This window comes from Arthrobacter sp. alpha11c, from assembly GCF_054149985.1.
On record NZ_CP196747.1, the window covers coordinates 2,993,636 to 3,008,281 of the forward strand.

Consider the following 14,646-nt stretch of genomic DNA (forward strand, 5'->3'; position numbering starts at 1 on the left):
TTGGCTTGCACTATCAATGTAGCCCCATGTCAGCGGCGTGGGGAGAGGGTTTGAGGCCGTGTCAGGCCCGGGGCAGGCCGGCCTCAGAGGCCAGGGCGGTTGACGAGCCGCGCCCAGCCGAGCTGTTCCTGCTGCTTGCGGCTTAGCGTAGCCACCACCAGATCATAGGAGTCCTCCACCATGTCCCGGATCATGTCATCGGGAAGGGCTCCATCCAACCGGACACCGTTCCAATGGGTCTTGTTCATATGCCAGGCACCAGTGATCTCGGGATGCGCTGCGCGGAGCTGCTCCGCCAACGCGGGCTCGCACTTCAGACTCACGGACCAGTTGTCAGGATCCATGGCGGAAAGCGCGAACATCTTGGCCTCGTGCCGCGCTCCACCCGCGACTGCGGCACGCACCTTGAACACGGACGTTTCAGGTCCGAACGGGAAGTCTTCAAAGGCCCCCGGAAAGCCCAGGCAGATCTGGCGGAGCTGGGAAACATCCATGGAGGTGAGCTTACCCGGCTGCTCCTTTTCGGCGCTGACTTCGTCCCCGTTTCGATGGGCCGCTGCGCACTCGATGGCAGGAGTCGTCTAACGCGCAGCGGATCATCTAGACGGGCCCCAGGCAGGATGAGGACGTGCAGTGAAGGAGACATTCTTGTACCATATTTAGTACAACTAGGGAGAGCTGACCATGGCAATAACAGCATCCGAAGCAAGGGCACGGCTGTTCCCGCTCATTGAGCAGGTGAACGCCGATCACGCGCCCATAGAGATCATTTCGAAGAAGGGCAGCGCTGTCCTTATGTCGCTGGCGGACTTTGAGGCGCTCCAAGAGACCGCATATCTGTTGCGCACACCTGCCAACGCAGCGCACTTGCTTGAGAGCATTGCGCAGTACAGGGCAGGGACAGCGGCAGAGCGGCCATTGGCCGAATGAGGACAGGCTTCACAGAGAACGGCTGGTCCGACTACCAATACTGGATCAAGAACGACAAAGCCATAATCAAGCGAATCAACCTGCTCATCAATGAATGTCTTCGGACTCAGTTCGAAGGCATTGGCAAACCCGAAGCCCTCAAGCATCAACTGGCCGGCTACTGGTCACGGCGCATCACCGAGGAACACCGGCTGGTCTACGCCGTGGAAGATGAACAGATCGTGATCCTCGCGGCCCGTCACCACTACTAAAGTGCGTACCCTCAAGTAAATACCCCGTTTCGATGCCACGCTGCGCGCAAGGCCGTGCGCACGGCATGGTCCGCAGCGCCCCATCGAAAGGGGCAAACGGGCAGCCCTACGCGACGCCCAGGAAGTCCTCCAGCAGCACCACTTCCAGGCCCGCGGCCAACTGTGCAGCACGGAACGCAGCGAGGTCCGCGGCGAACTCGGCACGGAAATGCATCAGCACGATGTCGCCGGGACGCAGGGAGTTACCAACCTGGTAGTCCATTTTTCCGGCGTTCGCTTTGGCCTCCCACGTGATGATCGCCTTCATTCCAGCGGCGGCAACCGCTTGGCGCATGACGTTGGAGTATGCTCCGCCCGGGGGCCGGAACAACGTGGGACGCCGGCCGTAATGCTGAAACGCGTAGTCCTGCATGCCCACGATGTCGTTCAACTGCTGCTGGTAGCCCCACTGCCGCACCATATTGATGTTGTGAGTAACGGTGTGGTTCTCCACGAGGCTGCCTTGCGCTTTGAAGGCGTCGAAGAAGGCGGGGTTGTCCGCGATCGTGTTCTTGGTCAGGAACAGGGAAGCCGGGTAGTCGTAGTCGGTCATGAGCTTGACCGATTCCGGGGTTTTGATGTTGCCGTCGTCGATCGTCAGGAACACTACCGGGTGCTTGGTCTCGATCTTGGTGATCACTGGCGCAAGGCCACCAACGATCGGCGGCAGCTGGTAGTCCGGGATAAACGTTCGCCGGATCCGCTTCGTGGCGGTGGGCGTTGGGGTTGGCGCTGCACTGTACGACGGCGGCACCTCACCCCCGGCCGACAGCCCACCGTTCGGGCCCGGCACTTCAGCCGACGCAGACGCGGAACCAGGCGGCAGCTCCGACGTCGTGCTTTTAGGCGCTGTGCTTTCGGGTGCAGCGCAGGCAGTTAAACCTGCAACGAGCGAAGCGCCGAATACCCCTAGGACGGCCCGCCTGGCTGGTGTGGAAATGGGCACCGCTGACTGGTCGCCACACATGGCCGTCCCCTATGGCTAAAAAGAATGAGTCAGCTGCAGATTAGCAAAGGAATCGACCTGGCGATTACAGGCCGTAATGCCAGCCTTCGCGCGCCGGGCACGAATTGACCACGACGTCCAGACCTGCATCCCTGGCGCGCTGGACGGCGTCGTCGTCAAAGACGCCCAGCTGCAGCCACACAGCCTTGGCACCGACGGCGATCGCCTGATCAATGACTGCGCCCACCCGCTGGGAGTTGACGAAGCAGTCCACGACGTCGATGGGGTGTTTCTCCGCAGGAATATCCATAAGGGACTTGTATCCCTTTTCGCCATGGACATCTTCGCCCTTGAGGTTCACGGGGATGATCTCCATGCCCATGCGGTCGCGAACGTACAGGGAGACGTCGTATGCGGAGCGCCACTCATTGTTGCTGAGGCCAACGATTGCCCAGCATCCTTTTGTTCGCATCAATCGTTCCACCACGGCCGGATCGTTGACATGCATCATGAAGCAAGCTTAGTGTCCCGTGCCCCTCAACCACTGTTTCAGCTTGTCCACGAAGGACTGGAACTGTTCATGAGTTGGCTCCTCGCTCAGCGATGGGAGTTTGTTACCGTGAGCGGGGGCGGGCTTGGCCGTTGTAGTCGGCGCTGCGGTTGGTTTAACAACGTCGGGGAGCGTTGGCTCAAGCCCGGCCTGCCCAAGCTTTGCCTCAAGCTTTGCCTCCCGGGGCTCTGCTTCAGCAGGCTTCGCCTGGCCGGTACGGGGAGGCTCGCCGGCCGCGCCCGAAGCCGGAACGTTTCCGACGTCGGCCGCCTGCGCCCCAGGCGCTGGCTGGACTCCAGGTGCGGGCTGGACAGGCGCTTGGCCTGACGGCACAGCAGCGTCGGACGTCTCCGGAGTTCCCGGCACCGCAGGTGATTCGGTGGCCGGCGGGAGGGCTGCGGGATCCCCTGACGGCGCTGGTTCGGTGCTGACCTTCGGAGCATCAGCCGTGGGCAGCGCGGGCGCTGCGGCAGAAGGTCGCGGAGCGAAATTGCCAAGCAGTTCATCGACGAATGTGGGCGTACGGGTGAAACCGGAGCTGGCAGCAGCCACACCACTCACGCCGAGTCCCATAGCCGCAACAACGGCAACGCTCACCACAGCCGTACGGTGCTTGTGTCGCCAACGGCGCTTGCTGACTTCATCGTGAGGTCCAGCGAACATCGCGGCCAACGCCTCGCTCGGAGCAGGTGCCGGGAGGTCCGCGAAGGAACGCATGGAGAGCAGCGCCTGCCGAAGGCCGGGCGCGTCAGTGGGCCCGGCGTCGAGCAGGAGCTCGTCGACGATATCTTCGCATTCCATATCCCTGTATGTCATGAGGACACGTATTCCTTTACTGCCGAATGCTCACGGAGCGTCATCAAAGCCCTGCGCTGCAGTTGCTTCACCGCGCCGGCGGATTTCCCCATGATGTCGGCCACCTGCTCCACGGTCAGGCCTGCCACGATCCGGAGGGCCAGGACCTCCCGTTGATCGTCCCCGAGGTAATCCAGGAGCTTCATGACCTCGTGGGGAGCCAGGAGACCCATTGCCTCGGATTCTGCAGAACCCGATTCGCGGGGATCGCGCTCCGGCTCGAACTCGTGGTGTTCCGGGGCCCTGCTTTGTTTCCGGTGCTCATCAACCATGCGGGCGTGCGCCACGGAAAAAACAAAGGTCCGCAATCCGCTCGCTCCTCCCCGGATCTCATCCAAACGGGGCAGGACAGCAAGGAACACGTCCTGTGTGATGGCCTCGGGATCTGAGACGCCTTTAGCGGTCAGGTAGCCGAGAACCGGTCCGGCGTACGCCTGGTAGACGGCGCTGAACAGTTCCGCGTTATTGCCCTTGAGCGCATGAAGCGCTTCGTCGGTCAATGCGTCGGTCACAGTAAAGAGACTTTCGATCGGCGGCAGGTCCGGGCTTGGAGCCAGGTCGTCCGCCTTGGCTCGACGGGCAACCCACCAAGGGTATCTGCTCAACCGGGCCGCCCCAAGGATGGCCCCTCATGTCCCTCAAAATCTCATCAGGAAAGAGAAGGACCGAGCTGGAACATGATGGGGGACAAATTCCAGCTCGGCCCTTTCAAAGACGTAATCGTCGGGGTACGCCAAAGGGTTACGCGAGGTACGAACTTTTTTTGAAACTTTTTTCGGGACCGGTTTCCGGGTGATCCGAGGCGTCACCATCATTTTCAGAAGCTAACTGCTGAAACTCGATCCCATTTACAGATTCCCTCGTTTGGTTCATAGTCGAGGCATGAGAGCGGCTGGCATTCTCCCCGAGGACGCCCCCGACCCCCGTGCCGAATGGGTCGAGAACCTGAAACTCATGCCTATTCCGGTGCTGGGGCTCAAGTCCCAACCCTCGCTGGACGCCGCACGCACCATGCACGCGAAGAAGACACCCATCACAGAAATCGCCCAGGTCCTCTGCGTCGGACAGATGAGCGTCAGCCGCGCCCTCGCTAAAGCAACAGACAGCAGGCTAGGCAGCATCAGTCGCTAGTCTGGAGCGGTGCCTTCACGACAAAATACAGCTCTTGTTCACGCCATCTGGGGACTTGGCGGCGTGACCCTTGGTGCATCGTTCGCTCTGTTGGTGGTCAAGAATTGGACCCCTGATTGGATTGAAGCGACCGGTACATGGTTTGGAGCGATAGCAACAGTTCTCACGCTGCTTTGGGCAGTTAGGAGTTTTCGGTCAGACCAAGCAGAACGCGAGCGGTCCCGTAAAGAGGAACATCAAAAAGAAGTGGTAGCAGCGGCTGAACGGGAGCACCAACGAGCCAAAGAAGCAAACAACGTGACCGTCGCTCTTCGAGGAGGAGGCGGCTACGGAGGGGATGGCGCACAGATGATGGACAGTGTTCACGTCGTAGTTCAGAACCACTCTAAGTACGATGCCGCCGGGTTATCCGGTAACACAGGTCCGCCGCCCAGCAGCGGCGCAGCTCGCTTCCTTAAAGTCGCGTCTTAAGGAAGCCATCCCGTCTAAAGGCGCTTCCCATGGGAGCTGGTGGAGAGCAGGCCGTTTCGATCACGGCTTTTTCCGGCGGTGGCTTCGGTCAGCGGAAGCGCGCCCGACAAATCCAACCGTCGTAGGGGGATGGCCACGTCGCGGAACTGCGGCAGCGCCGTTGCCGTCGAATACAGCGTGGATTCAGACATTAGCTGTCCGGTCTGTGTGAATGGCGATGATGTCAGAGAGCAGAGCGTAGGCGGTCTCCACACGGCCGGCTCCCGGTCCTGAGACGGTTACTGCGCCCAGAAGGTCGGTGTCGAAGGACACTGCGTTGGTCGCCCCGGAAACGCCTGCCAACCCATGGCCGAGGCGAAGCGCTATGGGGGATACGCCAGCTGTCACTGATCCGTCCGGGTTCCGCCGTGCTGTACCGAGGAGCTTCCAGCGGCGTCCCTCGCGGGCTGCCTTCTGGATGTTCTCCGGCGTCACGGTCGAAATGCCCTGCCGTTGAACGTCCTTGAGTTCAATGCCTGCGTCGAGGAGTTCGTTGGCTAGGATGAGGACCTTGAGCTGAACGTCGTAGCCTTCGATGTCTGCTGCGGGGTTCGCCTCGGCGTAGCCGAGTTCCTGTGCCTCGCTGATGGCCGCTTCGAAACCCAGTCCGGCTTCCATCCTTCCGAGCACATAGTTGCTGGTGCCGTTGAGGATGCCTTCGAAGCCGTTCAGCTTCAGCCCCGCAAACATCTTCTTGGCCAGCCGGATGACGGGGGTGCCGCTCATGACGGCGCCCTCAAACTCGAAGTGCACGCCGTTCTGTTCGGCCAGGGAGGTCAGCTGGGCGCCGCGGTGGGCAACCGGGCCCTTGTTCGTGGTGCAGACACTCTTGCCGGATTCGAGGGCCCATTGCACGTGAGAAACTGCTGGTTCGCCGTCCTCGGGATTCGTGAACGTGGCCTCGCAGATGATGTCGGCCGTGCAATTGCGGATGACTGCTTCGTTGTTGGTGTCCGCGGATCCGCCGTACCCGGAGAAGTTCTCGTTGCCACCGCCCAGGCTGAGGGCGAGGGAGAGATCGATGCCCTCGGGTTTGGCCAGGGAGCCGAGGCGCAGGTCGGTGATGGCCACCACGCGCAGGCCAAAGCCCAACTCGGAACGCAATGCCTCACCGCGTGCTGCAATCAGTTCGGCCAGTGTCCTGTTGACGCCGCCGAAGCCGATCAGCGCAATGTCATACGTTGTCATGGTGCTCCTTCAGTCCGTTCCATCGATCCTTCAATGCTGACGGCTTTCCAACGTTCCAGCCTGACGGGGAAGTACATACTGGTCTCAATGTCTATCCGTCCTCGTCCGACACGGCCACCCGGTGCACTTGGCCGAGTTGGGCAACATCCGCTACTACCGTCTCGGAGTTGGACCGGGCTGGGACGGTGACCCTCAGACTGAGGTGGCGCATGGAGGTGTCCGGTTCATCCCGTACGTCAATCCCCGTTACCACAGTGCCTGAGGACTTCAACGTCTCCAGAATGGGCGCCAGGGTTCCCTGCCTTGCCGAATATTCGATTTCCAGCTGGACCTTTTGCTTCTGACGCCACTTGCTGGGCCTAACAAGCCTCAAGCCGATAAGCGTGATCAATACGAAAACAGTTCCTACGGAAACCTCCAGATACGAGCCTCCCGCGGCGGCAACGCCGCACGATGCCGCCAACCACACTGTCGCGGCAGTGGTGAGTCCTTTGATTGCGCCGCGGTCTCTGATGATCGCCCCTGCCCCGATAAACCCGATCCCCGAGGCAACCTGCGCGGCGATGCGCGCCGGATCCACGTTTGGTCCATGTGTAACGTCAGCGAAACCGTACGCCCCGGCCAACGAAAACATAGCCGCCCCCAGCGCGACGAGGACGTGGGTTCTGACTCCGGCGGGATGGCCGGTGATCTCTCTTTCGATGCCCACGACGAGGCCAGCGGCCACGGCGGCGCCAAGTCGAAGGCTGATCTCAAAAACATCCATGTCTTTCCCTCTGACGTTGGGCTTGGGGATGGCCGTGAGGATGACCTCGACACCGCGGCCCTCGCGCAGCCAGTTCATCTCGTACTGCATCGAGTCGTAGTCCAGGGGCCGGCTCGGAAAGTGAGCCTTGGGAATTGGGATCGGTACCGGAGGGGGCTCAATCGAGGGTGCGGGTGGACTCAGGGTTGGCCTGATATGCCGCCTCCTCGGGCGATGGTCACTGACCCGAGGAGGCTGTCGCTGTTTTGATAATTTTCTTTCGGCGCTGCTCTGTTACAGCAACCCGGTGGAGGTGTGTTGAGTGGTGAAGCGTTGTCTGCCGAGGAGGGTTATGGATTCGGGTTCGATGATTGCCCAGATTCCTTCGAGGTTCGAGAGTCCGGTGCTGCGGCCGGTGAGATGTTGTTGAAGGCACGTGATCGGGCCTGCGTGGCTTACGACAAGCAGTGGCCCTGTTTCTTGCTCATGGGCTTCGGTCAGTGCCTGATGAACTCTCGCCACGGCCGAGGCGGGCGATTCCCATTGCGGGGGGTCGATGGCCTCGGTGGTCAGGCGTGTCCAGTCATCGACGAATGCCTTTTGGGCCTCGTCCTTGGTGAGGCCCTCCCAGCTTCCCAGGTGCCGCTCGACGAGTCGTGCATCGGAGTCGATGGCGTTGATACCTAGCTCCTGGGCGAGTGCGTGTGCTGTGTGGGCAGCTCGTTGCAGGGGTGATGAGAGGACTTGGGTGAAGATTCTCGGCAGCAGGGGCGCGGCTTCTTGTGCCACCTGCAGCCCTTCCGCGGTGAGGGGCGGATCGGCACGGCCCTGCCATCGGCCTTCGGCATTCCACACTGATTGGGCGTGGCGGATCAGGAGGGCGAGTCGCCCGGTCACGATCGTAGCTCCAGAGCGTCCTGACGAAAGTTCGCCCTGTTGCCGAACTGATCGAACCACAAGGCAAGGTGCGATGTGTAGGAGATGGGTGTCTCGTCCGGGATGTGTTCGATATCCGCCGACAGCCGGACCGTCAATTCTCCGTACGCCGTGCGGTATCTGGCGAGGATCTCGTGTCCGAAGTGTTCACTTCCCAGCAGGTGGCCGGCCCCCAGTTCTTCCGTTCCGACCGGATGTCCAAGATGGACGGCTTCAGAGCGGAGCCCGAGAACCCGGTCGTCGGGCAGGGTGAGGAAACTGATGGGTGGGCTTCCGACGAACTCGGCTACGAAACGGTCGGCGGGGGAGAGATAGATATCGCGTCCGGAACCTTCCTGAGCGATCACTCCTTTGTTCATCACGATGATCCGGTCCGCCAGGCTCATGGCTTCTGACTGGTCATGAGTGACATAGATGATGGCAGTCTCGGTGAGACGACCGCGCAGGCCTTCGATCTCGTTGCGCATCTCGTAGCGGAGCTTGGCGTCGAGGTTGGAGAGTGGCTCGTCCATGAGAAGAACCTTGGGTTCCTTTGCCAGGGCACGGCCGATGCCGACCCGCTGTTTCTGTCCACCCGAGAGTTCCCGAGGGTAGCGCTCCAGCAGATGATCGATCTGCAAGAGGCGTGCGACTTCTTCCACGCGCTCCCGGACTTCCGCTTTCGGCAGTCCGCCCACGCGTAGTCCGAGTCCGATGTTGTCTCGAACTCTCTTGTGCGGATAGAGGGCAAAGTCCTGGAAGACGAGCCCGACTGGCCTGTGCTGCGGTTGCTCTTTGGTGAGGTCGGCGCCGTTGAACAGGATGTGCCCCTCGGTCGGTTCTTCGAGGCCGGCTATACAGCGCAGCAGGGTGGTCTTGCCGCACCCCGATGGTCCGAGAAAGACCACGCATTCGCCCGGTAGGACCTCCAGATCGATTCCGCGCAGCACAGGGGTACCATGCCCGAAGCTTTTAGTGAGCCCGGAGATACTGACCGCGGCAGTCGATTGATTACTTGACATTGAGGGCCTCGATCTCGGCCTTGGCCTCATTGAGGGCATCGGCCGGGTTTTTCTGTCCGGCGAATCCGAGAACCCAACTGTCTCGGAAAGCATCCGCTGCTCGTGCCCCGTCCCGTCCTCCAAAGGCCGGTAGTTTGGCCAGGGATTTCATGGCGTCGATCCCGGCCTGGCGTGCTGGCTGCTCTTGCAGGAGCTTCTGGACGTCGGGATCTTTGAGGGCGCTTGTGCTGCCGGGAAGGTAACCGCTGTTGATGAAGGGGAGCTTGGTGGCCTCAGGTCCTGCGAAGCAACGCAGGGCTTCCGCGGCGGCTCGCCGTTTTGCGTCGGAGTGGGAGTACATGACCCACATGGCTCCGGATCCGAAGGCTGTGTAGGCACCCGAATAGTCTGCGGCGTGGGGGACCTTGGTGGTACTGAATATGGGCCCAAGGCTCTTCAATCGTTGCGGCAGAGAGGCAATGCTCCCGATGTGCATCGATGACTGTTGAGTGTCGAAGGCCTGCGTACTCTGGGAGTTGTCCGCGTACACACCGACAGATTTGTCCTTCACACCCTTTGAGAGTTTGGCGAGCAGTTCGATTGATTTATCCGAAGCGAATTCGGGCTTGCCGTCCTTGACGACGGTGGCACCGGAGTTGGCCATGATGGTCGGCACGGAGAAGTTGTTGGAGAGTGCATAGTCGATGCTCAACCCGACACGGCCCGTGGCCGGGTTGGCGAGCTTGGCAGCGTCGGCCAACAGCTCTTCGATGGTGGTTGGCGGCTTGTCGGGGTCCAGACCGGCTGCCTTGAAGTGCTCACGGTTCCAGTACAGTACCGGCGCGCTGACGGCGTAGGGAACGCCGACTTGGACGCCGTTGCCCGCTTTGGCCAGCGGCAGGAAGGAGTCCAGTCCTGCGAAGTCTGAACCGTTATCGACCAGATCCGTTAGATTGTTCACCGCGGGAAGGTCGGAGAGGGGTTCGACGTTGCCGATACCCTCGAGGGTGATGTCTGGCCCGTTTCCTGACGCGATGGCAGTCTGGGCGCGGTGGTTGAGTTCGTTGTAGTCGGCGCCGACTGATTGGGCGTCGATGGTGAGGTTCTTGACCTTGGCTTCGCAGGTTTTGACGATGCTGGCGATGGTTCCGTCGAAGAGAGTTGGATAGGTGTACCAGAGGCTGACCGTGGTCGGCTCCTCAATGCCAGGTGCGAAGGCGTCCTTGGCTGGAGCCGAATTCTGGGTGCTGCTGCATCCGGTGAGGAGGCCAGCGGCGGCCAGTATGGCGGCTAAGGCCGCGAAGGCGGGTTGGGATTTCATGTCTAGCCTTTCAATCCGGTAAGGGCGATTCCTTCGACAAAGCGTTTCTGGGCGAAGGCGAATGCGATGAGGAGAGGTAAAACAGCGAGGGTCGATAGGGCCATCTGGCCCCCGTAATCCCGACCAGTCTCGGCGTCCGCGAAGTAGGAGATCCCAAGAGTGATCGGAGCGATACCGAAGCCTTGAGTCATCATCAGCGGCCAGAAGAAGTCGTTCCAGCGGCCGACCACGCTGAAGATGGCGAAGGCGGTCACAGCAGGACGTGCAAGAGGGAAAACGATGGTCCACGCGATGGACCATTCCGACAAACCGTCGACCCTCGCCGCGTCGAGCAGCGAGTGCGGTAGGCCACGGAAAAACTGGTAAAAGAGGAAGACCCCGAAGGCACTCATCCCAAAAGGCAGGATCAGCGCGGCATAGGTGTTGACCAGACCGAGGTTGGCGAAGCCGATATAGACAGAGAGTATTGTGACCTGGCTAGGAACCATCAGTGTAAGCATGACGAGCCAGAACATCAGTCGGCTGCCCCTGAACCGAATGCGGGCCAGCGCGTAGGCGGCCGGTACTCCGATGCCGATTTGCAAAACCAACACGGCAGCGCAGACGAGGATCGTATTGCCGAAGAGTTGCAGGATCGGGACGCGGTCGAACACATTCTGGTAGTTCTCCAGGGTGAGCTGATCAAGTCCAGTGAAGATCTGGTTCGGCGGGACAGACCGTGGTCGAAGGGATGAGACCACCATCCAGATCATCGGCAGCAGACAGAGGGCAGCGCCTATCCACAACCCGATGGACGTCAGGGCCCCTAGTAGGCGGGTCGGTATGTTCCGACCGAAAGGTGCGGCGCTCATTGCGGTCCAGCCATAGGGCTGCGGCGTGAGATCGTCCACTGCACGGCGGTGATGGCCAGTGTGAGAATGAACAGGACGAGAGAAACGACGGCCCCGGTGCCGAAGGAGGAGTAGGTGAAGCCTTCCTGCTGGATCATCATCGATAGCGTGGTCGTTGCACCAGCCGGGCCTCCATCGGTCATTATCTTGGGGGCATCGAATAGTTCCACTGCGGCGATGGTGCCGATAATTCCTGCGAACGTCGTCGTAGGGGCAAGCATCGGCCAGGTGATATGCCAGAAACGCTTGAGACCGTGCAGGCCATCCAGGGCAGCGGCTTCGTAGACGGTCCGTGGGATGGCGGCGAGGCCTGCGAGGAAGAGGATCATCATGTAGCCGGTTTGCCGCCAGATTCCAAAGGCAATGATGGACGGCAACGCTGTGGATGAATTGAGCAGCCAACCCGAGGGTGGTATCCCGAACCAGCTTAGGAACTCGTTCAGCAGACCGACTCTCGGGTCGAGGATGAACTGCCATACGACCGCCATTGCGACCAGCATTGCTGCTGTGGGCATGAAGTAGATCGCTTTCAATGCGCCCGCACCTCGGAGGCGACCCATGATTCCCACGGCGACCAGTAAGGCGAGTGCAATGGAGACAGGTACCGTGATAATGGCGTAGATGACGGTATTCCCCAGCGCGGAGATGAAGCCCTTTGATTGGAGCACCGTGACGTAATTGTCGATGCCAACGAACTCGAATGCCGGTCGCAGAGGGCTCCAGTCGAAGAATGACAGCGTGAAGTTTGCGACTGCGGGAACGATGGCGAAGGCCAATAGGAACAGCAGTGTCGGCAATACGAAGAGCTGACCGATCCGGGTCCGGCTCATGCGGCGCCTGCCTACCGGATGCTCGACGGTAGGCACGATTCGAGGTCTAGCTGATATTGAATGCGGTGATGTAGTCATATCCGTTCACCTCCAGGATCGACATTTCAAGGTCGTGTTTGGTGTGCGCTTTACTGCGAAGAGTGCGAGCCGTGACGATGGGTTCCGGAGCAGAGGCATCGAACAGTTCCCGCAGCACCCGGCCATCGCACCCCGGGGAGCCAACGCCGTGGAGGCTCAGGATGGTAGGAACCACATCGACGATGCCCGCCGGCACTTTGGATGGCCCCGTGCCCTGCACGCCCGGACCACGAACGATCATTGTTGAGCGCAGTTCGTAGGGCGACAAACTGCCATGGCCGCTGTGGAACTTGCCCGCGGAGCCGTCGAGGAGATAGTGGACGCCTGGGACGCCGAACTCGTTGGGTGCCTCCGCTGACAAAGGGGCGAGCACGAGGTCAGGGGCCGTATCGGCCGGGTGGCAACGCAGGAGATCCACAGCGAAGTGGCCGCTATCCCCGCTTTCCTGTAGCCGTTTGCCGAGGAAGCAGCCAGCAAGCCATGGCTGTTGGTCCGCCCATTCCTGAATGCGACGGGCCGTTGAAATCTCTTCGCACCACACCATCGCAAGTCCTGTGGGAACGATCGTCACCCCGGTCAGGTCGATGCCGTCCTCTCTGAGGCGTTCGGCGACATCGATCGAACCGATGGTGCGAGCAAATCCGTGGTCCGAGATGACGAATACGGTCAGATCACGTCCTGCCGCGAATGACTCCGCGCCTTCCAAGAGGCGAGAGATCGCGGCATCCAAGTGAGTGAGAGCGGATCTTGCCTCCGGGGAGCCGACTCCGAACCCGTGCTGTGTCTTGTCGGGTTCGACGAACCAGCATACGAGCACATCCGGATCCACTTCGGGAAACACAAAATTCACGCTCGCGTCGACCGCGTAGTCGACGAGCTCGGCGGTACTTGCACCATCACGAAGGCTCGGTGCCGGGCCCATCTTCTCCAGAAGGGCGTCGTTGGCCCATGCCGGTTGTGCGTGGCTTCCGTCGGGCCCCGGGCGCAACGACAAGGTCACTCCATGGCCGAGCTCCACGCCAGGATTGAGCACGAGCGCGCCACCCGATGAGATCGTGGACACCACCGCCAGGGTCTGCCCTGCCTCTGCGAGGCGGTGGCCCAGGCTCTTTACACGTAAGAGCTCCTCGGGCTCAAGGCCTACCGCCGAGACGAAATCAGCCTCCAGTGTGTTGACCGCCGATTTCCCGTCCGCAGTCCGAAGATAGTTACCAGACAACCCGTGGTTTGCCGGGTAGCACCCGGTCACCAGGCTGGCGGCGTTCACTCGTGTCACCGTAGGGATCGAGCTGAACGACTGTTCCACCCAGCGGCCCTCGGAGCTTAGAGCTGAGATTGTGGGCGTGATGTCAGGATGGATCTGGTCTGGACGCAGTCCGTCAACGACAAGGACCATCGTCAGTGGTCTGGTACCCGTGTTCATAGCTGCTGCCCCTTGCTGATGTCTGCCATCTGGTCAAGTGCCTCGAATGACACCGGTCCGCGCCGCAACGCAACGGCAATGCGCAACGCGTCGACAACGGCTAGGTGAACGAGACGTCCAGCCGATGCTTCCAAGCGATAGCCGAGGGACCTGCCGCCCGAAACCAGCGCAAAGTCACTAACTTCCGTCAGCGGCGATTTTGCGAAACTCGTCACGGCGATAACGGTGGCGCCGGCTTCCTTCGCGATCCGGGCAGCATCGACGGTCTGCTTGAACGCCCCCGAATGGCTGATAGCGACACAGACGCCGCCCGCCGGTAGATGCCGCGCGGCAAGATGCTGGCTCATCGGGTCGCTCGGCGCGAACGCGAGCTTCCCGATCGCCGTGAACCAGTACGCCCCATCGGCGGCGACGCAGCTCGATGAGCCCCCGCCAAGGAACAGAATCTGCGGGCTCGGCGCCAACAGCTCGACGGCGGCCATGAAGTGCTCTTCATCCACGGTCATCTGAGCATCGACCAGCCCTTGCGAACCCGCACCCAAGATTCGCCGAAGGACTTCACCCGAGGAGGCCGACTCATCCAGAAGGCCAATGGGGCCCTCCGCCTCAGCCGCCCCCGTACGAACCAAATCCTGCGCGATCGAGATTTTTACATCCTGGAATCCCTCAAACCCGAACCGCCGGCAAGCACGTACAACCGTCGCGGCTGACACCCCGACGAGTTCAGCTACCTCCGATACAGACGAACGGACGATAACGGCAGGCTGGGTCAGCAACACATCCGCGATACGTCGATCGCTCGTGCTGAGTTGCGGGAACACGATACGCAACCGGGCAGCAACCTCACCCGCCCCGATCTCGCCCTCGCTCAAAAGCTCCAACTGATCCGACACACTCACTCCTCCTGGCACCCAACGACTTGTGGGTGCCCCTAAATCACAGAGTACATACGGCCCACAGCCAATGCAATGAAATTTCAGGTAAACATAAGATATACAGAAATTTCATTTCTTTGAGCGGGAAAAATGGCCCCGCCGCCGGGA

Annotated in this window: 18 protein-coding genes; 3 read left to right on the top strand and 15 right to left on the bottom strand. The window is 60.9% G+C overall.

All coding sequences use genetic code 11. The annotated features are described in order from the left end of the window. Positions 1-83: 83 nt before the first annotated feature. Entirely contained in the window at positions 84-494 is a 411-nt protein-coding gene (locus tag ACTAQJ_RS13575) for an MmcQ/YjbR family DNA-binding protein (RefSeq protein ID WP_431118080.1), read from the bottom strand. Between the two features lie 190 nt (positions 495-684). On the opposite strand from ACTAQJ_RS13575, the gene ACTAQJ_RS13580 reads away from it, so the two are divergent. Further along, positions 685-930 carry a type II toxin-antitoxin system Phd/YefM family antitoxin gene (locus ACTAQJ_RS13580; protein WP_498696828.1) on the top strand — a complete coding sequence of 82 codons (246 nt, stop codon included), beginning with the start codon at positions 685-687 and terminating at the stop codon, positions 928-930. Further along, the gene (locus ACTAQJ_RS13585; protein WP_498696831.1) at positions 927-1,181 is read left to right on the top strand and encodes a Txe/YoeB family addiction module toxin; all 255 of its coding nucleotides are present in this window, start codon (positions 927-929) and stop codon (positions 1,179-1,181) included. Before ACTAQJ_RS13580 ends, ACTAQJ_RS13585 begins: the two co-directional genes overlap by 4 nt. A 106-nt stretch (positions 1,182-1,287) precedes the next feature. On the opposite strand, the gene ACTAQJ_RS13590 is transcribed toward ACTAQJ_RS13585, so the two are convergent. From ACTAQJ_RS13590 to ACTAQJ_RS13605, 4 genes are all read right to left on the bottom strand, one after another. Continuing rightward, on the bottom strand, positions 1,288-1,974 hold the full coding sequence (locus tag ACTAQJ_RS13590; RefSeq protein WP_498696832.1) for a polysaccharide deacetylase family protein: 687 nt from the start codon (positions 1,972-1,974) through the stop codon (positions 1,288-1,290). Between the two features lie 277 nt (positions 1,975-2,251). Continuing rightward, positions 2,252-2,677, bottom strand: a complete 426-nt coding sequence (locus ACTAQJ_RS13595) for a CoA-binding protein (RefSeq protein WP_431118077.1) — start codon at positions 2,675-2,677, stop codon at positions 2,252-2,254. A gap of 9 nt (positions 2,678-2,686) precedes the next feature. Next, on the bottom strand, positions 2,687-3,532 hold the full coding sequence (locus ACTAQJ_RS13600; protein ID WP_431118076.1) for a hypothetical protein: 846 nt from the start codon (positions 3,530-3,532) through the stop codon (positions 2,687-2,689). Further along, entirely contained in the window at positions 3,529-4,083 is a 555-nt protein-coding gene (locus ACTAQJ_RS13605) for an RNA polymerase sigma factor (protein WP_431120101.1), read from the bottom strand. The genes ACTAQJ_RS13600 and ACTAQJ_RS13605 overlap by 4 nt, the downstream gene beginning before the upstream one ends. Before the next feature lie 370 nt (positions 4,084-4,453). Here ACTAQJ_RS13605 and ACTAQJ_RS13610 point away from each other — a divergent pair, with 370 nt between their 5' ends. Further along, positions 4,454-4,702 (top strand): hypothetical protein, encoded by a 249-nt coding sequence (locus tag ACTAQJ_RS13610; protein ID WP_431118074.1) that lies wholly within the window; start codon positions 4,454-4,456, stop codon positions 4,700-4,702. A 485-nt stretch (positions 4,703-5,187) separates the two neighbouring features. Here the strand turns inward: ACTAQJ_RS13610 and ACTAQJ_RS13615 are convergent, their stop codons facing one another. The 10 genes from ACTAQJ_RS13615 to ACTAQJ_RS13660 all read right to left on the bottom strand — a co-directional run bounded on the left by ACTAQJ_RS13615 (position 5,188) and on the right by ACTAQJ_RS13660 (position 14,496). Further along, positions 5,188-5,364 carry a hypothetical protein gene (locus ACTAQJ_RS13615; protein WP_431118073.1) on the bottom strand — a complete coding sequence of 59 codons (177 nt, stop codon included), beginning with the start codon at positions 5,362-5,364 and terminating at the stop codon, positions 5,188-5,190. After that, a complete protein-coding gene (locus ACTAQJ_RS13620; protein ID WP_431118071.1) occupies positions 5,357-6,400 on the bottom strand; it encodes a homoserine dehydrogenase in 1,044 nt (347 codons plus the stop codon). Before ACTAQJ_RS13620 ends, ACTAQJ_RS13615 begins: the two co-directional genes overlap by 8 nt. A 91-nt stretch (positions 6,401-6,491) precedes the next feature. Next, positions 6,492-7,256 carry an MgtC/SapB family protein gene (locus ACTAQJ_RS13625; RefSeq protein ID WP_498696835.1) on the bottom strand — a complete coding sequence of 255 codons (765 nt, stop codon included), beginning with the start codon at positions 7,254-7,256 and terminating at the stop codon, positions 6,492-6,494. Between the two features lie 183 nt (positions 7,257-7,439). After that, the gene (locus ACTAQJ_RS13630) at positions 7,440-8,042 is read right to left on the bottom strand and encodes a histidine phosphatase family protein (protein ID WP_431118067.1); all 603 of its coding nucleotides are present in this window, start codon (positions 8,040-8,042) and stop codon (positions 7,440-7,442) included. Then, positions 8,039-9,082, bottom strand: a complete 1,044-nt coding sequence (locus tag ACTAQJ_RS13635) for an ABC transporter ATP-binding protein (protein ID WP_431118065.1) — start codon at positions 9,080-9,082, stop codon at positions 8,039-8,041. The genes ACTAQJ_RS13630 and ACTAQJ_RS13635 overlap by 4 nt, the downstream gene beginning before the upstream one ends. After that, positions 9,072-10,382 (bottom strand): extracellular solute-binding protein, encoded by a 1,311-nt coding sequence (locus ACTAQJ_RS13640; RefSeq protein ID WP_431118063.1) that lies wholly within the window; start codon positions 10,380-10,382, stop codon positions 9,072-9,074. Before ACTAQJ_RS13640 ends, ACTAQJ_RS13635 begins: the two co-directional genes overlap by 11 nt. 2 nt (positions 10,383-10,384) lie before the next feature. After that, entirely contained in the window at positions 10,385-11,272 is an 888-nt protein-coding gene (locus ACTAQJ_RS13645; protein ID WP_498696842.1) for a carbohydrate ABC transporter permease, read from the bottom strand. Continuing rightward, positions 11,230-12,138, bottom strand: coding sequence for a carbohydrate ABC transporter permease (locus ACTAQJ_RS13650; RefSeq protein WP_431118059.1), 909 nt, complete (start codon positions 12,136-12,138; stop codon positions 11,230-11,232). The genes ACTAQJ_RS13645 and ACTAQJ_RS13650 overlap by 43 nt, the downstream gene beginning before the upstream one ends. A 10-nt stretch (positions 12,139-12,148) precedes the next feature. Beyond that, entirely contained in the window at positions 12,149-13,603 is a 1,455-nt protein-coding gene (locus ACTAQJ_RS13655; protein ID WP_498696845.1) for an alkaline phosphatase family protein, read from the bottom strand. Then, complete coding sequence (locus tag ACTAQJ_RS13660) at positions 13,600-14,496, bottom strand: MurR/RpiR family transcriptional regulator (protein WP_431118056.1); 897 nt, start codon at positions 14,494-14,496, stop codon at positions 13,600-13,602. The genes ACTAQJ_RS13655 and ACTAQJ_RS13660 overlap by 4 nt, the downstream gene beginning before the upstream one ends. Positions 14,497-14,646: the final 150 nt, after the last annotated feature.

Excerpts from the sequence above, each read along its gene's own strand:
- ACTAQJ_RS13575 (WP_431118080.1), bottom strand. The coding sequence starts at position 494 with ATGGATGTTTCCCAGCTCCGCCAGATCTGCCTGGGCTTTCCGGGGGCC.
- ACTAQJ_RS13580 (WP_498696828.1), top strand. The coding sequence starts at position 685 with ATGGCAATAACAGCATCCGAAGCAAGGGCACGGCTGTTCCCGCTCATT.
- ACTAQJ_RS13585 (WP_498696831.1), top strand. The coding sequence starts at position 927 with ATGAGGACAGGCTTCACAGAGAACGGCTGGTCCGACTACCAATACTGG.
- ACTAQJ_RS13595 (WP_431118077.1), bottom strand. The coding sequence starts at position 2,677 with ATGATGCATGTCAACGATCCGGCCGTGGTGGAACGATTGATGCGAACA.
- ACTAQJ_RS13600 (WP_431118076.1), bottom strand. The coding sequence starts at position 3,532 with ATGACATACAGGGATATGGAATGCGAAGATATCGTCGACGAGCTCCTG.
- ACTAQJ_RS13610 (WP_431118074.1), top strand. The coding sequence starts at position 4,454 with ATGAGAGCGGCTGGCATTCTCCCCGAGGACGCCCCCGACCCCCGTGCC.
- ACTAQJ_RS13615 (WP_431118073.1), bottom strand. The coding sequence starts at position 5,364 with ATGTCTGAATCCACGCTGTATTCGACGGCAACGGCGCTGCCGCAGTTC.
- ACTAQJ_RS13620 (WP_431118071.1), bottom strand. The coding sequence starts at position 6,400 with ATGACAACGTATGACATTGCGCTGATCGGCTTCGGCGGCGTCAACAGG.
- ACTAQJ_RS13625 (WP_498696835.1), bottom strand. The coding sequence starts at position 7,256 with ATGCAGTACGAGATGAACTGGCTGCGCGAGGGCCGCGGTGTCGAGGTC.
- ACTAQJ_RS13635 (WP_431118065.1), bottom strand. The coding sequence starts at position 9,082 with ATGTCAAGTAATCAATCGACTGCCGCGGTCAGTATCTCCGGGCTCACT.
- ACTAQJ_RS13640 (WP_431118063.1), bottom strand. The coding sequence starts at position 10,382 with ATGAAATCCCAACCCGCCTTCGCGGCCTTAGCCGCCATACTGGCCGCC.
- ACTAQJ_RS13655 (WP_498696845.1), bottom strand. The coding sequence starts at position 13,603 with ATGAACACGGGTACCAGACCACTGACGATGGTCCTTGTCGTTGACGGA.